The sequence below is a fragment of the Pseudomonas anatoliensis genome (genome assembly GCF_017976235.1).
Lineage (GTDB): Bacteria > Pseudomonadota > Gammaproteobacteria > Pseudomonadales > Pseudomonadaceae > Aquipseudomonas > Aquipseudomonas anatoliensis.
This window is the reverse complement of sequence record NZ_JACVHC010000009.1, coordinates 179,073-195,297: the sequence shown is the minus strand read 5'-3', so window position 1 is coordinate 195,297 and position 16,225 is coordinate 179,073. Positions and strand designations below refer to the sequence as shown.

General features: G+C 60.0%; 14 protein-coding genes. 7 read left to right on the top strand and 7 right to left on the bottom strand.

The window, feature by feature from the left end:
• Window positions 1-47 precede the first annotated feature (47 nt).
• Window positions 48-998 carry a DUF1853 family protein gene (locus ICA16_RS26165; RefSeq protein WP_150604973.1) on the top strand — a complete coding sequence of 317 codons (951 nt, stop codon included), beginning with the start codon at window positions 48-50 and terminating at the stop codon, window positions 996-998.
• Between the two features lie 109 nt (window positions 999-1,107).
• Here the strand turns inward: ICA16_RS26165 and ICA16_RS26160 are convergent, their stop codons facing one another.
• On the bottom strand, window positions 1,108-2,391 hold the full coding sequence (locus ICA16_RS26160; RefSeq protein ID WP_210701962.1) for an arsenic transporter: 1,284 nt from the start codon (window positions 2,389-2,391) through the stop codon (window positions 1,108-1,110).
• Window positions 2,392-2,649: 258 nt separating this feature from the next.
• The gene (locus ICA16_RS26155; protein WP_150604971.1) at window positions 2,650-3,207 is read right to left on the bottom strand and encodes an NADPH-dependent FMN reductase; all 558 of its coding nucleotides are present in this window, start codon (window positions 3,205-3,207) and stop codon (window positions 2,650-2,652) included.
• Between the two features lie 181 nt (window positions 3,208-3,388).
• Between ICA16_RS26155 and ICA16_RS26150 the strand changes: the two genes are divergently transcribed.
• Together ICA16_RS26150 and ICA16_RS26145 are read left to right on the top strand one after the other, a co-directional pair.
• Window positions 3,389-3,625, top strand: coding sequence for a hypothetical protein (locus ICA16_RS26150; protein WP_150618188.1), 237 nt, complete (start codon window positions 3,389-3,391; stop codon window positions 3,623-3,625).
• An 85-nt stretch (window positions 3,626-3,710) separates the two neighbouring features.
• Window positions 3,711-4,604: a LysR family transcriptional regulator gene (locus tag ICA16_RS26145; protein ID WP_150618187.1), complete on the top strand. Its 894-nt coding sequence runs from the start codon at window positions 3,711-3,713 to the stop codon at window positions 4,602-4,604.
• On the opposite strand, the gene ICA16_RS26140 is transcribed toward ICA16_RS26145, so the two are convergent.
• From ICA16_RS26140 to ICA16_RS26120, 5 genes are all read right to left on the bottom strand, one after another.
• Entirely contained in the window at window positions 4,570-5,184 is a 615-nt protein-coding gene (locus ICA16_RS26140) for a GNAT family N-acetyltransferase (protein ID WP_150595431.1), read from the bottom strand. The two genes, ICA16_RS26145 and ICA16_RS26140, sit on opposite strands and share 35 nt — an antisense overlap.
• A gap of 14 nt (window positions 5,185-5,198) precedes the next feature.
• A complete protein-coding gene (locus tag ICA16_RS26135; protein WP_210701961.1) occupies window positions 5,199-7,454 on the bottom strand; it encodes an Orn/Lys/Arg family decarboxylase in 2,256 nt (751 codons plus the stop codon).
• 189 nt (window positions 7,455-7,643) lie between these two features.
• Window positions 7,644-8,402 (bottom strand): DNA polymerase III subunit epsilon, encoded by a 759-nt coding sequence (gene dnaQ, locus ICA16_RS26130; RefSeq protein ID WP_047300751.1) that lies wholly within the window; start codon window positions 8,400-8,402, stop codon window positions 7,644-7,646.
• A 136-nt stretch (window positions 8,403-8,538) separates the two neighbouring features.
• Window positions 8,539-9,000: a ribonuclease HI gene (gene rnhA / locus ICA16_RS26125; protein ID WP_150595434.1), complete on the bottom strand. Its 462-nt coding sequence runs from the start codon at window positions 8,998-9,000 to the stop codon at window positions 8,539-8,541.
• Between the two features lie 91 nt (window positions 9,001-9,091).
• Window positions 9,092-9,850, bottom strand: coding sequence for a class I SAM-dependent methyltransferase (locus ICA16_RS26120; RefSeq protein WP_150605521.1), 759 nt, complete (start codon window positions 9,848-9,850; stop codon window positions 9,092-9,094).
• A gap of 66 nt (window positions 9,851-9,916) precedes the next feature.
• Here ICA16_RS26120 and gloB point away from each other — a divergent pair, with 66 nt between their 5' ends.
• From gloB to ICA16_RS26100, 4 genes are all read left to right on the top strand, one after another.
• The gene (gloB, locus tag ICA16_RS26115) at window positions 9,917-10,684 is read left to right on the top strand and encodes a hydroxyacylglutathione hydrolase (protein ID WP_150605522.1); all 768 of its coding nucleotides are present in this window, start codon (window positions 9,917-9,919) and stop codon (window positions 10,682-10,684) included.
• Window positions 10,685-10,783: 99 nt separating this feature from the next.
• Window positions 10,784-12,247, top strand: a complete 1,464-nt coding sequence (locus tag ICA16_RS26110; RefSeq protein ID WP_150605523.1) for a transglycosylase SLT domain-containing protein — start codon at window positions 10,784-10,786, stop codon at window positions 12,245-12,247.
• 303 nt (window positions 12,248-12,550) lie between these two features.
• Window positions 12,551-14,383 carry an extracellular solute-binding protein gene (locus ICA16_RS26105; RefSeq protein ID WP_210701960.1) on the top strand — a complete coding sequence of 611 codons (1,833 nt, stop codon included), beginning with the start codon at window positions 12,551-12,553 and terminating at the stop codon, window positions 14,381-14,383.
• Window positions 14,380-16,221 carry an extracellular solute-binding protein gene (locus ICA16_RS26100; RefSeq protein WP_210701959.1) on the top strand — a complete coding sequence of 614 codons (1,842 nt, stop codon included), beginning with the start codon at window positions 14,380-14,382 and terminating at the stop codon, window positions 16,219-16,221. The genes ICA16_RS26105 and ICA16_RS26100 overlap by 4 nt, the downstream gene beginning before the upstream one ends.
• Window positions 16,222-16,225: the final 4 nt, after the last annotated feature.

Below are 16,225 nucleotides of genomic sequence, written 5' to 3'. Positions count from 1 at the left end.
CCTTTCAGCCTCAGGGGTGGGCGCGTGTTTAAGGCTATGCTCGCAAGATGATCCTATTTCCCGACTTGCTGCAGTTGCCTCACCAATTACGCCATCCGGAAGTGCGCGACCTGGCGTGGGTGATCCTCGCCCCGCCGATGCTCGCGACCACACCGTGGCCGCAGCGCCATCCGCTGGCGGGCAGCGATTGGGTCAGCGATCCCGAGCGCCTGGAGCAGTGGCTGCGTCAGCTCGATCGCGACAGCTACGGCTTGCTGCACTGGTTGTCCCAGGCACGCACGCGGCGCCTGGGTTTGTATTACGAGCGGCTGTGGCAGTTTGCCGTGCAGCATGCGCCGGGCATTGAATTGATCGCGGCCAATCTGCCGATCCGCCGCGAGGGCCATACCCTTGGCGAGCTGGACATGCTGCTGCGTGACCGCGACGGCGTGCATCACCTGGAACTGGCGATCAAGCTCTACCTCGGCCCGCAAAACGGCGACGGCCATGATCCGGCGCAATGGCTGGGGCCGGGTTGCCATGATCGACTGGATCGTAAACTGGCGCATCTGGCTGAACATCAACTGCCGATTTCGGCGCGCCCGGAAAGCCGCGAAACCCTGGCTGCTCTGGATATCGAGGCGTTCAGTGCACAACTGTGGCTGGGCGGCTATCTGCTTTACCCGTGGCCCGGCAAGTCGCAATCACCGAATGGCGCGCATCCGCAGCATTTGCGTGGCAGCTGGTTGCATCAGAAAGACTGGCCGGCATTCCTGGCGCAGCGTCCGCCGGGACGTTGGCAACCCCTGCCCCGCCATGCCTGGCTGGCACCGGCGCATTACCCGGCGGATCAGACCTGGAGCCGGGAGCATTTGCAGATGTGGCTCGAGGCGCTGGAACCCTTGGCGCCAGCGCAACTGATGGTGCGCCTGACCGAGAATGCGCGAGGGGAATGGGAAGAGGCGGAGCGGCTGTTTCTGGTGTCCGACCTGTGGCCGAACGTGCCCGGCCAGGCCTGAGATTTGTGGTGTTCATACTGGCCCCATCGCTGGCAAGCCAGCTCCCACAGGTTTCGTGGTGCACACAGAACCTGTGGGAGCTGGCTTGCCAGCGATTGGGTCAACCCGGTCAGAGGGATAAGCGGAATGCCAACGCCGCCAACGTCACCAACAACACCGGCACCGTCAGCACAATCCCCACTCGGAAGTAATACCCCCAGCCAATCCGGATTCCCTTGCGCTCCAGCACATGCAGCCACAGCAAAGTGGCCAGACTGCCAATCGGCGTGATCTTCGGCCCCAGGTCGCTGCCGATCACGTTGGCGTAGATCATCGCCTCCTTGACCACTCCGCTCGCCTGACTGGCATCAATCGACAAGAGCCCGATCAGTACCGTCGGCATGTTGTTCATGATCGATGACAACACCGCCGTCAGCACACCAGTCCCGAACGCCGCGCCCCACACGCCATGACCGGCGAAGACATCGAGCCAACCGGCCAGATACCCGGTCAGCCCGGCATTGCGCAGGCCGTAGACCACCAGATACATGCCCAGCGAGAAAATCACGATCTGCCACGGCGCGTCTTTCACCACTTTGCGTGTGGAAATCTTGTGACCACGGGCGGCGATCGCCAGCAGCAGCGCCGCGCAGACAGCGGAAATCGCACTGATCGGAATGCCCAGCGGCTCCAGCGCGAAACAGCCGATCAGCAAGATCGCCAACACCGCCCAACCGGCGTAAAACGTGGCTTTGTCGTGGATCGCGGTTTCTGGACGCTCGAGCTGTTCGGGGTCGTAAGCCGCCGGAATATCGCGACGGAAAAACCACATCAGCATGCCCAGCGTCGCGGCCACACTGACGAAGTTCACCGGCACCATCACCGCCGCATAGCCGTTGAAGCCGATGTTGAAGAAGTCCGCCGAGACGATGTTGACCAGGTTCGACACCACCAGCGGCAGGCTTGCGGTGTCGGCGATAAACCCTGCGCCCATGACGAACGCGAGTGTTGCTGCCGGCGAAAAACGCAGCGCCAGCAGCATGGAAATGACAATCGGCGTAAGAATCAACGCCGCCCCATCATTGGCGAACAGCGCCGACACCAGCGCGCCGAGCAGCACCATGAAGGCAAACAGCTTGCGCCCACTGCCCCGCCCCCAGCGCGCCACGTGCAACGCGGCCCAATTGAAAAAACCGGCCTCATCGAGCAGCAGGCTGATGATGATCAGCGCGACAAAAGTGCCGGTGGCGTTCCAGATGATTTGCCACACCAGCGGGATATCACTCAGGTGCACCACCCCAAAGATCAGCGCCAGCACCGCGCCCAACGTCGCACTCCAGCCGACGCCGAGGCCTTTGGGTTGCCAGATCACGAGGGTAATAGTCAGCAGGAAAATCAGTGACGCAGCGAGCATCTACAGCAACCTTCAGAAAGGGAAAAAGGAGGCGCGAACAATACACCGACTTGTGGAAAGAAGATCCCTGTGGCGAGCAATGTTGTGCAGTCAAGAAATAGGCAGAGTTGAAAATAATCTGTGGCGAGGGGATTTATCCCCGATCGGCTGCGAAGCAGTCGTCAAACCTGCAAACAGGGTATGACTGAGGAATGCTGGGGGTCGCTTCGCAACCCATCGGGGATAAATCCCCTCGCCACAGGGGTTCTCGGTCCTGGCTTACTTCTTGTGTTGTTCGACAAACTGCCCATAGGCATCAATGAATTTTTGCAGGAACGGCTTCACCGTTTCACTCAGCTTGCCCGCCTCGTCAAAAGCCGAACCCGCGCCACCCAAATAGGCTTCCGGTTGCTGCATGCAGTGCACATCAAGAAACACAAACGACTGGCGCAGGTGCTGGTTCGCGCCAAAACCACCGATAGCCCCCGGCGATACGCTGATCACCGCGCCCGGCTTGCCGCTCCAAGCGCTCTTGCCGTAAGGCCGCGAGCCGACATCGATGGCATTCTTCAGCGGAGCCGGCACGGAACGGTTGTACTCCGGCGTCACAAACAACAACGCGTCGGATGAACCCACTTTTTCACGGAAAGTGCTGTAGGCTGCGGGCGGTGAATCACCGTCGATGTCTTCGTTGTACAGTGGCAGGTCGCCAATCTCGATAATCTCAAGCTTGAGGTTCGCTGGCGCCAGCTCAGCCAGTGCCAAAGCGACCTTGCGATTGATCGAAGCTTTGCGCAGGCTACCAACCACTACCGCGACGTTGTAGACATTGCTCATGGAAACTCTCGACTGTCAGTGGGGGAGCCACTAGTTATAGATGATCCGATGACGATTTCACCAGCAGAGGAGGGAAATTCCCGCCTGCTGATTATTTTTTTCCTGTAGGAAAACTTACAGCACTTGATGACGGTCTACCAAGCCGCAAATCAAGCGATTTATCTCCAGAGGTTCTAAGCAGATGGCAGCAGTACTCGTCGGTCAGTTCCATGCAAGAGATGCGGAAGGCCGCGTTTATTCCGTGCATGAGTTCCAGGAATCCACCCCGTCTGCGGACGGAATCACCGGCACGGAGCCCGTCACCACCTACAAATTGGCGATTGGCGATCGCATCGAGAAACTTGATGACGCCGAATTCAAGCTGGTTCAGTCAGGCATTATCCTGACCCGCGAACCTGAGCCAATCGTCGCTTCATAACCGTGCGTTATGAGCAGAAGTCATATGCGCAGACTTGGGGTAGGATTCAGCCTCTGACCCCACCTGCTGAACATGGACTTCACGCATGCGTTTACGCCATATCGAAGTGATTCAGGCGCTCTTGCAGACTGGTCACCTGGGCACCGCCGCCGAATGGCTGCAGTTGCCGGTGACCGAAGTCGAAGAGCGTTTGCGCGAAGCCGAGAGTCAGTTGGGGTTCATGCTGTTCGCCAGCGTTCGCGGGCGCCTGCAATCGACGCCCGAGGCGCGGGCGTTGCAAGTGGAAATCGCCCACGTCTATGAAGCGCTGGAACCAGTGCAACGTCTGGCCAGCAGCCTCAAGCAATACCTCGCACCGCCGCTGCGCATCATCGGCACCCCGCCGCTGGCGCAACAATTACTCCCGCACAGCCTCGCCGCCCTGCGCCGACGCGTGCCAGACGCGCCGTGCAGCCTGCTCAGCGCACCGACCCGCGACATCGTCCGCAGTCTGCTGCTGCGCGAAAGCGATCTCGGCTTGAGCCTGCACGATCCCGAACATCCAGACATTCATTGCCAGCCACTGGCCCACAGCAAGCTGCAACTGCTCGCGCCGCACGGCTGGCTGCAACCCCGACAAAAGTACATTTCCCTACAGGATCTGGCAGGCCAGGCGATGGTCGGCCTCGACGGTCAGGACCCGCTGAGCCCGGCGCTGGATCACAAACTCCAGGCCGTGCGTCCGGCGCCGAGTATCCAGACCCGCGTACAAACCCACCAGATGATGCGCAGCATGGTCGAGGCTGGCGAAGGGTTGGCCATCGTCGACCCGTTTACCGCGCTCGGTGCGCGCGCGGCCGGGCTGGATGTCTGCCCGCTCTCGCCTGCCGTGCCGATCAGCCTCTACGCCCTGACCTTCAAACACGTCGCAGCGTCATCGACGATTCAGACGTTACTGGCGATCATCACGGAACAAGCCGAGGCGATGTTGTCGAGCTGAGCGGATTTTCCAGCGGGTTATCGAACAATCGATACCAGAACAGCGCCTCTTCGGCGGTGTTCGGATCAATACCGCGATAGCGCAACTGGTCGACGCCACCAATCACATACCCGCAACGCTCATACAGCCGACAGGCACCGAGGTTGTTGTTCTGGGTTTCCAGCATGATCCCCGGCAGCTTCTTCTTGCGACTCCAGAACTGCGCCACATCCAGCAAAGCCTTGGCCACGCCATGGCGACGGGCTGGCGCGTGCACCGCCAGTTCATCGATATGGGCAAAGCCGTTCCAGTTGGTGCTGATCACCAGATGGCCCACCGGCTCATCATCGAGGTAGGCCATGAATATCGCGCTGTCGGCAGCTTTGTGAAAGCTGCTGAACTCCTCGGGATCAATGCCATAGCACTTGCGGTACGGCACGATGGGCGTCACACGCCACTGTTCGACGGGTTTGCCGATTACAGCAGCACCATACGCTGCGACCTCAAAACTGAAGTCGCTGCCCCAGATATAAGGCGCAAAACCTTCATCGGCAACCCGCACCGACAGCCCTGGGTGTTTTGGATTCATGACCGGTTGCATGCTCGCAAAGCTCCTCATTCCTTGACGCAATCGACGGTGTAGTGTCGCCCATTGCCTTCATCTTCATGTTGCAGTCCATGCACATCAGCTACAAAACCCTGGAAGCTGCTATCAAACGTGCGGGCAAATTTCAGGTAATCGATGATCGAGCGAGTCGACTCGGTAAAGCGCTCACCGGGCATGATCAACGGGATTCCCGGCGGATACGGCACCAGCATCACGGCGGCAATCCGCCCTTCCAGTTCGTCGATCGGCACCGCCTCGACTTCACCGCGCACCAGATGATCGTAAGCGTGGGCCGGCTTCATGGCGATTTCCGGCAGTACCGTGTACATGCGCTTGAGATGTTTGGCGGTGGCATTGCTGCGATAACAGGCGTGCAATTGATCACACAGATCCCGCAGGCCCATGCCGCGATAGCGCGCGGTGTCTTCCTGGGCGACACACGGCAGACACGTCGCCAGACTGATGTTAGCGTCGTAACTGCGCTTGAACTCCAGCAACTCGGTGAGCAACGTGCTCCATTTGCCTTTGGTGATGCCCATGGAGAACAACACCAGAAACGAATACAGCCCGGTCTTCTCCACCACCAGCCCCCGCTCCCAGAGGAACTTGCTGACCACCGCCGCCGGGATGCCCTTCTCGCTCAACGCGCCACCGGCGTTCAGGCCCGGCATCACCAGCGTGACCTTGATCGGATCGAGCAAAACGTAATCGTCGCTGACCTCGCCGAAACCATGCCAGTCGGCGTCGGGCTTGAGCAGCCAGTCCTCGGTGTGCACGCGGTCGATGCCTTCGACACCCGGCGGCTGCCAGATCGAAAACCACCAGTCATCCGCCGCGATGTGCTGACGCAGATTGGCCAGCGCGCGGCGAAAACTCAGGGCTTCGTCGAAGGTTTCCTGCAACAGCGAGCGCCCGGCCGGGCCTTCCATCATCGCCGAGGCCACGTCCAGCGAGGCGATGATGCTGTACTGCGGCGAGGTCGAGATGTGCATCATGAATGCTTCATTGAAACGATCACGATCCAGTTGTCGCGCGCCGCCGTCCTGCACATGAATCATCGAGGCCTGACTGAACGCCGCCAGCATCTTGTGAGTGGAATGGGTGGTAAATACCAGGGGACTGTCTTCACTGCGCGAAGTGTCCATGCCATAGCGCCCGGCGAAGAACTCGTGAAACGCCGCATAGGCGTACCAGGCCTCGTCGAAATGCAGCACTTCAACGCTATTGCCCAAGCTTTGTTTGATCAGTTCGGCGTTGTAACAGAGGCCGTCGTAGGTCGAGTTGGTGACCACCGCGAGTTTCACTTTCGGCGCGCGCCCCTTGGTCAGCGGACTGGCGTCGATCTTGGCCTGGATTGATTCGCGGCTGAACTCGCTAAGCGGTATCGGGCCGATGATCCCCAGTTCATTACGCTCCGGGCACAGGTACAACGGGATCGCGCCGGTCATGATGATCGCGTGCAACACCGACTTGTGGCAGTTGCGATCCACCAGCACCAGATCATCGCGAGCGACCATCGAATGCCAGACGATCTTGTTGGCGGTCGAGGTGCCATTGATCACGAAAAACGTGTGGTCGGCTCCGAAATTGCGAGCTGCGCGGGCTTCTGCCTCGGCGAGCGGACCGGTGTGATCAAGCAGAGAACCGAGTTCCGGCACCGACACTGACAAGTCGGAGCGCAGAGTGTTTTCACCGAAAAACTGATGAAACGCCTGCCCCACCGGACTCTTGTGATACGCCACGCCGCCGCCATGGCCGGGCGTGTGCCAGGAATAATTGGAGTCGGCGGTGTGTTGCACCAGCGCCTTGAAAAACGGCGGCAGCAGACCATCGAGATACTTGCGCGCCGCCCGCGCGACTTGCCGGGCCAGGAACGGTACGGTGTCTTCGAACAGATAAAGGATGCCGCGCAGTTGATTGAGCTCGGCCATGGCGTCGGCCGGGGCATTTTCCAGGGTGACTTGCTCGCCCAGGGCAAAGATCGGCAGATCCGGCGCCCGCACCCGCGCGAGGCCGATCAGTTCGGCCATGTTCTGCAAAAGATGCGAGTCGGTGCTGGCGTCCTCGGCGGCAATCAACATGCACGCGAGACCATGATGGGTCGAAGCCACCAGACGCCCTTCCGCGTAGTCGGTGGCCGAAACGATACTGAAACCTTCCTGCTCCAACTCCCGGGCAATGCCTCGGATACGATCGCCGGCGACCGTGTCGGCCTTGATGTCGCGATGGACGATCAACACCGGAAATTTCAAATCTTTGTACATGGGGCTCAGTGTCCTGAGGCGGCGGATTCAAATCTGCCAATGCATTCAGGGTAGAGGGTTGCAGCGAAAGTGGCGAGGGTGGCCAGTTGGCTTCATGGCGCCAAAAGCAAAAGATCGCAGCCTTTGGCAGCTCCTACATTGGAATGCAATCCCCTGTAGGAGCTGCCGCAGGCTGCGATCTTTTGATCTTCAGGCTTGGGCGTCAGCCTCGGCAATCTGCGTCCACAACGCCGGGCCACCGGCCGATTTGGCAATGATCTCCAGCCGCACCAGATGCGCAGCCAGTTCATCTTCAGTCGCACGAATAATCCGTGCTGGCTGGCGATCAGCCGGCAAGCGGCGAATTTCGGTAGCGGAGTTGTCCGATCCATCGCCCGTGCCGTTGCCGTCGGAGGCATTGCCGGCCAGCGACAGACTGGTCTGGCCACCGGTCATGGTCAGGTAAACGTCGGCGAGAATCTCCGAGTCGAGCAAGGCGCCGTGCAGTTCACGACCGGAGTTGTCGACGCCATAACGTTTGCACAAAGCATCGAGGCTGTTGCGCTGACCCGGGTGACGTTCCCGGGCCATCATCAGGGTGTCGAGGATCGAGCAGTGTTGCGTGATGTCGGCGAGATCCTGTCGACCCATCAAAGCGAATTCGTTGTTGATGAAGCCAACGTCGAACGCCGCGTTGTGGATGATCAGTTGTGCGCCTTTGATGAACTCGAAGAATTCATCAGCGACTTCGGCAAAGCGTGGCTTGCCGACCAGGAATTCGTTGGTGATGCCGTGGACGCCGATGGCGCCTTCGTCACTCTCGCGATCCGGTTGCAGGTAGACGTGAAAGTGTCGGCCCGTGAGGCGCCGACCGATCAGTTCGACACAACCGATTTCGATAATCCGGTGACCATCGGTCACCGGCATGCCGGTGGTTTCGGTATCGAGTACAACGGATCTGGTGGCCATCAGTGCTCAGCTCTCAACGGGTCAATCGTGCAAAAACGCGGATGTTAACACGCTCGACGGGGTGTTTCAGTCAGACCGTGGCGCGGCCATCGCCAGCAGGCTGGCGATTGGGCCTCCACGGTGCATCAGGAGAAAATCAGCTCTGCTTGTACCCGCGAACCTCATCAACCCCACGGTTAGCCAACTGGTCAGCGCGCTCGTTACCGTGATGACCAATGTGCCCGCGCACCCACTTCCAGGTGACCTTGTGGCGGTTGACCTGCTCGTCCAGCTCTTTCCACAGATCAGCGTTCTTGACTGGCTCTTTGGCAGCTGTCTTCCAGCCGCGCTTCTTCCAGTTGACCATCCACTCGTTGATGCCCTTCATCACGTATTGCGAGTCAGTCACCAGCAGCACTTCACAAGGTCGCTTCAAGGCTTCGAGGCCACGGATCGCGCCGAGCAGTTCCATGCGGTTGTTGGTGGTATTTGCTTCGCCGCCCCACAGTTCCTTTTCGACGCCCTTGCACACCAGCAAGGCGCCCCAGCCGCCCGGGCCGGGATTGCCCTTGCAGGCGCCATCGGTGAACAGTTCTACGCTTTCGACGCTTTCGCTCATGCCAATCTATCCAGAAAAAATGCGTGCCTCGCCAATCGCGGATTGACGATGACCGCGGCCGAAGCAAGTCCGGCCACTATAAAAAGAAGGTTTACGGTTCGATGCGGCGGCGGTTGACCTTGGCCATCGGCAGCGGAATCAGCTTGCCCATCGGCTCGCGACGCTCCTGACGCAGCGGGCGTAGCCCGACCACAATCTTGCGCGCTACCAATAAGTAGAAGCCGCCTCCCGACAATTGCCAGTCACCGGCCTTGCGTTCCCAGCCGGCCAGACGGGCCTGCCACTTGGGCGACGCGAGCGGCGGACGATAGCACCCGAAGCGGCGTTTCTCCAGCGCAAAGCCCAGCAGATTGAGCCAATCGGCAACCCGCGATGGCGAGATGCAGCGCGCCTTGCGCAAGGCGTCATGAGCAAACGCATGGCGCAGGCCCCAGGTGCTCCAGGGATTGATTCCGATAATCAACAAATGCCCGCCTGGGCGCACGCTGCTCGCCGCTTCGCGCAACAGGCCGTGAGGTGACAGACAGAAATCCAGACCGTGTTGCATCACCACCACGTCGGCGGCGTGCTCGCTCAATGGCCAGGCCTGCTCTTCGCAGACGATCTCGACACCCGGCAGAGGCGCACCGAGTCGCACATTGCGCTGCACTTGCGGCGCTGACGGCGGGGTTTCGGCCGAGGGGCCGTAGTGCACCAGATAGCCACCAAAGAACCGGCCCAGCTCGTCTTCGAGCATGCGCCGCTCTTCATCCAGCAGAAATTGCCCGAGCGGGCCCGCCAGCCATTCACGGGCGGCGCTGATCAACGCCAGCCAGTCGGGATCAGCCTGAGCGAACGCTTTATCGGTCATGTCATTCTCCAACGCGCCAGGAACTACTAAGATGCGCCAATGTTTTCCGCTTGGCGAATTCCGACGATGATACAGATCAGTGCCCTGCCCGCGTTCACCGATAACTACATCTGGTTGTTACAGGATCACCGCACCCAGTGCTGCGTGGTGGTCGATCCGGGCGATGCCGCGCCCGTGCTGGCGTGGCTCGACGCCCATCCTGGCTGGACGCTGAGCGATATCCTGATCACCCACCATCATCACGATCACGTCGGCGGCGTCGAGCGCCTGAAGCAGGCCAGCGGCGCCACCGTCTACGGCCCGGCCAGCGAAAACATTCCGGCACGGGACGTGGCACTCAAGGACAACGACAGCGTCAGCGTGCTCGGCTGGGACTTCGATGTCTACGCGGTGCCGGGTCACACCTTGGGACACATTGCCTATTATCACCACGGCTTGCTGTTCTGCGGAGACACGCTGTTCGCCGCCGGTTGTGGCCGCCTGTTCGAGGGCACGCCCGAGCAGATGCACCACTCGCTGAGTCGACTCGCCGCGCTGCCTGAAGATACGCTGGTCTATTGCACCCACGAGTACACCCTGAGCAACCTAAAGTTTGCCGCCGCGGTTGAACCGAGCAACGCAGACATTGCCGCCCGTCTGGAAAAGGTCACCCAGCAACGGCAGAACGGGGTCATGACGCTGCCTTCGACTCTGGCCCTGGAAAAGCTCACAAATCCGTTTTTGCGCACCGCTGAAACATTAGTTACACAAAAAGTGGACGAACGGGAAGGCGCTCAAAACCGGGCGCCGAGCGAGGTTTTTGCGGCTCTGCGAGCATGGAAAGATACGTTCTAAGTACCCCATCGCCTGATACAAATATTCTGAATGGTTGACCGCAAGGGGTGCGCTTTCTAGAATCGCCCGACATTTTCGCCCGGAACTTACTTCCAGCCAATGTCGTCATCCATACGTAAGTCCGTCAATTCAGACGCGCTGACCCGCCTGGCACAAGCCATCGCGGTGGCTGTGTCCGCCACGCTGGCGGGCTGCTCCAGCCATGCTCCGCAGCCTGAAGCGACCCATACGCCGAACATTGCTGCGCGAGCCAAGCAGAAGCCGATCTGGCTGACCGAGAAGCCCACCCCTCAGGTTCCTCAGGATGTCTGGGAGCGCATGCGCCAGGGCTTCCAGTTGCAGGAAGGCCTGGGTGTGAACCCGCGCATCGAGCAGCAGCGCCTGTGGTTCGCCAGTAACCCCTCTTTTCTCGAGAGCGCTGGCGAGCGCGGCAGTCTCTATATTCATTACATCGTCGAGCGCCTCGAAGAACGCAACATGCCGCTGGAACTGGCCCTGCTGCCAGTGATTGAAAGCTCCTACAACCCGATGGCCTATTCTCGGGCCAACGCGGTGGGTCTCTGGCAGTTCATTCCGTCTACCGGTCGTTATTTCAATCTGCGTCAGACCCGCTTCTACGATGGCCGTCGTGATATTACCGCCTCGACCACCGCTGCCATGGACTACCTGACCCGTCTGCACGATATGTTCAACGGTGACTGGCTGCTGGCGCTGGCGGCCTACAACGCCGGTGAAGGCACGGTCAGCCGCGCGATCGAGCGTAACGAAAGGCTCGGCCTGCCAACCGACTACTGGAACCTGCCGCTGCCAGCGGAAACCCAGGCCTACGTGCCAAAGTTGCTGGCCCTGTCGCAAGTAGTCCTGGCGCCGGAAGCCTACGGGGTGAACCTCAACCCGATCGCCAACGAACCGTACTTCCAGGTCGTCGAAATCAACCAGCGCATGGATTTGTCGAAAGTCGCTGCGGTGGCCAACATCGACGAAGACGAACTGTTCCAGCTCAACCCGGCCTTCAAGCAGCGCACCACCATCGACGGCCCTCAGCATTTGCTGGTGCCGACGTCCAAGGCGCAACTGCTGACCGCCAGCCTGCAAACCATGCGACCTGACGAGTTGATCAGCCCGCGTTCGCTGAAGCCGGTATTCGAAGGTGCTGACCCGACCGAAGTGGCGCAACTCAAGCGCGCCTATCGCGTCAAGCGCGGCGACAACCTTGGCACCATCGCCAAGGCCAACAAGGTTGAAGTCAAGGATCTGCAGCGCTGGAACAAATTGACCGGCAAGAATCTCAAGGTCGGCCAGACCCTGGTGATGCAGGACAACACCAAGCGCAGCCCTGCGCGCAAGAGTGGCCGGGTCAACACCGTAATCGCGGCCAACAGCAAGACCAAAGGCAAGGCCGAGAGCGCCCAGCAGACCAAGTACAAGGTCAAGCGCGGCGACACGCTGTATGTGGTGGCCAAGCGTTTCAACGTAGAGATGCAACATCTCAAACGCTGGAACCCGGGCGCCGGCAAGGCGCTGAAGCCTGGGCAGATGCTCACGGTTTATTCGCCGCATTGATTGATGAAAGAGCCCCTGAAATTCAGGGGCTTTTTTTATGAAAAAATATTGAGGGGCTCTTATGCCCAGGGAATTCTGTGGCGAGGGGATTTATCCCCGCTGGGGCGCGCAGCGGCCCCTCTTTTGATCCCCAAAAGGCAGGCCTGCTGCGCAGTCCAACGGGGATGAATCCCCTCGCCACAGGGGAAAAAGACTACTCAGGGAGCTACGATTAACCCCGCATTAACCCGCTATCTTTTTCCTGCCCAGACAAGCTGTTACTGTACGGCCCACAAAGCCCAAGCCGCCTGGATCAGATCTGACTTGAAGCGTCCCCTCCTCCTGCTCCTGATCAGCCTGGCCTTGAGCTCATCCGCAAGCGCGACGATTACCGAAAGTCACGGTTATGCGCAGTTCGGCACGCTCAAGTACCCGGCCAGATTTACCCACTTCGACTGGGTCAACCCGCAAGCGCCCAAGGGCGGTACGTTGCGGGTAATGGCGTTCGGCACCTTCGATACGGTCAATCCGTACACCTTCAAAGGCACCAGCCCGGTTTCCACAGGGAATTTCCTTCAGTACGGCATCAACGAGCTGAACGAACCGTTGATGGTCGGCACCGGCCAGTATTCGCCATCCGGTGACGAACCGGCATCCAGCTACGGCTTGATCGCGCAATCGGTGGAGTACAGCGAAGATCGCAGCTGGGTAGTGTTCAATCTGCGCCCGGAAGCACGCTTCCACGACGGGACCCCCATCACCGCCTACGACGTCGCGTTCTCCTACCGGTTGCTGCTCAAGGAAGGTCATCCGCTGTATCGCACCGCGCTGCAGGAAGTGTTGCGGGTCGACATCCTCAACAAGCAGCGCATTCGTTTCGTGATGAAGCGCTCGGGCAATCCGCTGTTGATCCTGCGCCTGGGCGAGCTGCCAGTGCTGCCGCAACACTACTGGAAAGACCGCGATTTCAAGGCCACCACCTTCGAACCGCCGCTGGGCAGCGGCCCGTACCGCATCACTTCGGTGACGCCGGGGCGTCAGTTGATTTTCGAGCGGGTCAAGGATTACTGGGGCAAGGACCTGGCGGTCAATCGCGGCAAGTACAATTTCGATCGCATGCAAGTCGAGTTCTACCGCGACAGCGACGTCGCCTTCGAAGCCTTCAAGGCCGGCGAGTTCGACATCTACATCGAGCATCAGGCGAAGAACTGGGCCAACGGCTACAACTTCCCGGCCGTGCGCCGTGGCGAGGTGATCAAGGCGCAGATCGCGCATCAGATCCCGACCCAGAGTCAGGGCCTGTTCATGAACACCCGGCGAGCGACCTTTGCTGACACCAAAGTTCGCGAAGCGCTGGGCCTGATGTTCGACTTCGAGTGGACCAACCGCGCGCTGTTCAGCAATGCGTACAAGCGCACCACCAGTTACTACCCCAACAGCGAGTTTTCCGCCAGCGGCCTGCCGGTCGGGCACGAATGGCTGATGCTCAAGCCGTACAAGGAGCAACTGCCGGCCAAGCTGTTTACCGAGCCGTTCACCCTGCCGCAGACCGACGGGCGCGGCGTCCCTCGGGACACCATGCGCAAGGCTCTGGCGTTGCTCGGCGAGGCTGGCTGGAAGCTCAATGGCCAACGCCTGCAAAACGCCGCTGGCCAGCCATTTCGCTTCGAGCTGTTGCTGGTCAATCCGAACCTGGAACGCCTCCTCCAGCCGTACATCGAGAACCTCAAAAGCATCGGTATCGACGCGCGCCTGCGCACCGTGGATCGCGCCCAGTACAAACAACGCCTCGATCAATTCGACTTCGACATGATCCTGATGACGCTCAACCAGACCCTCAGCCCGGGCCTTGAGCAATGGCAGTACTTCCATTCCAGCCAGGTCGGAATCAAGGGCAGCAAGAATTACGCGGGCATCGCCAATCCGGTGGTCGATCACCTGCTCGAACAATTGCTTGCGGCGCGCACCCGCGACGAGCAGGTCGCCGCCGGCAAGGCCCTCGACCGCGTACTGCTCTGGCAGCACTACATCATTCCCAACTGGTACCTCAATTATCATCGCCTGGCCTACCGCAACCGGTTGGCCTTTGTCACCACGCCGCCCTATACGCTGGGCCTGAGCGCGTGGTGGCTGAAGTCTTCGGAGAAAGATCAATGAAACCGATCCGCGCCCTGCTCGTGCAGGCCAGCGGCTTGCTGTTCGCCGGGCTGGCATTTGCCGCCCCGCAACACGCCGTGACCCTGTACAACGAGCCGCCGAAATACCCGGCCGATTTCAAGCATTTCGACTATGTGAATCCCGACGCGCCCAAGGGCGGAACCTTTCGCCAGGCCGGGTCCGGCGGCTTCGACAGCCTCAACCCGTTCATCAGCAAAGGCGTGCCTGCCGATGACATCGGCCAGATCTACGACACCCTGACCAAGCACAGCCTCGACGAGCCGTTCACCGAATACGGTCTGATCGCCGGCAAGATCGAAAAGGCCCCGGACAACAGTTGGGTGCGTTTTTACCTGCGCCCCGAAGCGCGTTTCAACGACGGCCACCCGGTACGCGCCGACGACGTCGTGTTCAGTTTCGAGACGCTGACCAAGGAAGGCTCACCGCTGTTTCGCGGCTACTACAATGACGTTGCCGAAGTCATCGCAGAAGACCCGTTGAAAGTACTGTTCAAATTCAAGCACGCCAACAACCGCGAACTGCCGCTGATCCTCGGCCAACTGCCGGTGCTGCCGAAACACTGGTGGGCCAGCCGTGACTTCAACAAGGGCAACCTCGAAATTCCGCTCGGCAGCGGCCCCTACAAAGTCACCGAAGTAAAAGCCGGGCGCTCGGTGCGCTACGAGCGGGTCAAGGATTACTGGGGCAAGGACCTTCCGGTCAATCGCGGTTTCTACAACTTCGACACGATGACCACTGATTACTACCGCGACAACACCGTCGCCCTCGAAGCGCTGAAGGCCGGCCAATTCGATTTCTGGCTGGAAATGACCGCCAAGAGTTGGGCCAACGCCTACAACATCCCGGCCGTCACCGAGGGTCGGTTGATCAAGGAACAGATCGCCAACGGCAACCCGACCGGCATGCAGGGCTTCATTTACAACTTGCGTCGCCCGGTGTTCCAGGACATGCGCGTGCGACGGGCCTTGAGCCTGCTGTTCGATTTCGAATGGACCAACAAGCAACTGTTCAACGGCGCTTATGCGCGCACCCGCAGCTATTTCGAGAACTCGGAAATGGCCGCCACCGGCCTGCCTGACGCCGATGAGCGGGCGATCCTCGAGCCCTTCCGCAGCAAACTGCCGGCGCAGGTGTTCAGCGAAGCCTTCGAGAATCCGAAGACCGACGCCAGCGGCATGATTCGCACACAGCAACGCGAGGCCTATCAACTGCTGCAAGAGGCCGGCTGGAAGATCGTCGACGACAAAATGGTCGACGCTAATGGCAAACCGGTGGTCATCGAATTTCTGCTGACGCAGACCGACTTCGAACGCGTGCTGCTGCCGCTCAAGCGCAACCTCAGCGACCTCGGCATTGATCTGGTGATCCGCCGTGTCGATGTCTCGCAGTACATCAATCGCGTGCGTTCGCGGGACTTCGACATGATTGTCGGCAGTTTCCCGCAGTCCAATTCGCCGGGTAACGAGCAGCGCGAATTCTGGATGAGTGCCGCCGCTGACAAGCCGAGCAGCCGCAACACCATGGGCTTGAAAGACCCGATCGTCGATCAACTGGTCGAAAACCTGATCAACGCCGATACGCGCAAAAGTCTCGTGGCCCATGCCCGCGCGCTCGACCGCGTGTTGCAGTGGGGCTATTACGTGATCCCCAACTGGCACATCAAGACCTGGCGCGTCGCGTACTGGAACCACATCGGCCACCCGAAAGTCTCGCCCAAGTACGACATCGGGATAAATACCTGGTGGGTCAAACCTGACGCAAAACCGGCAATAGAAGTCGAAACCAAACTGCAAGCCGACCCTGCGGGCACGGAGTAATCAG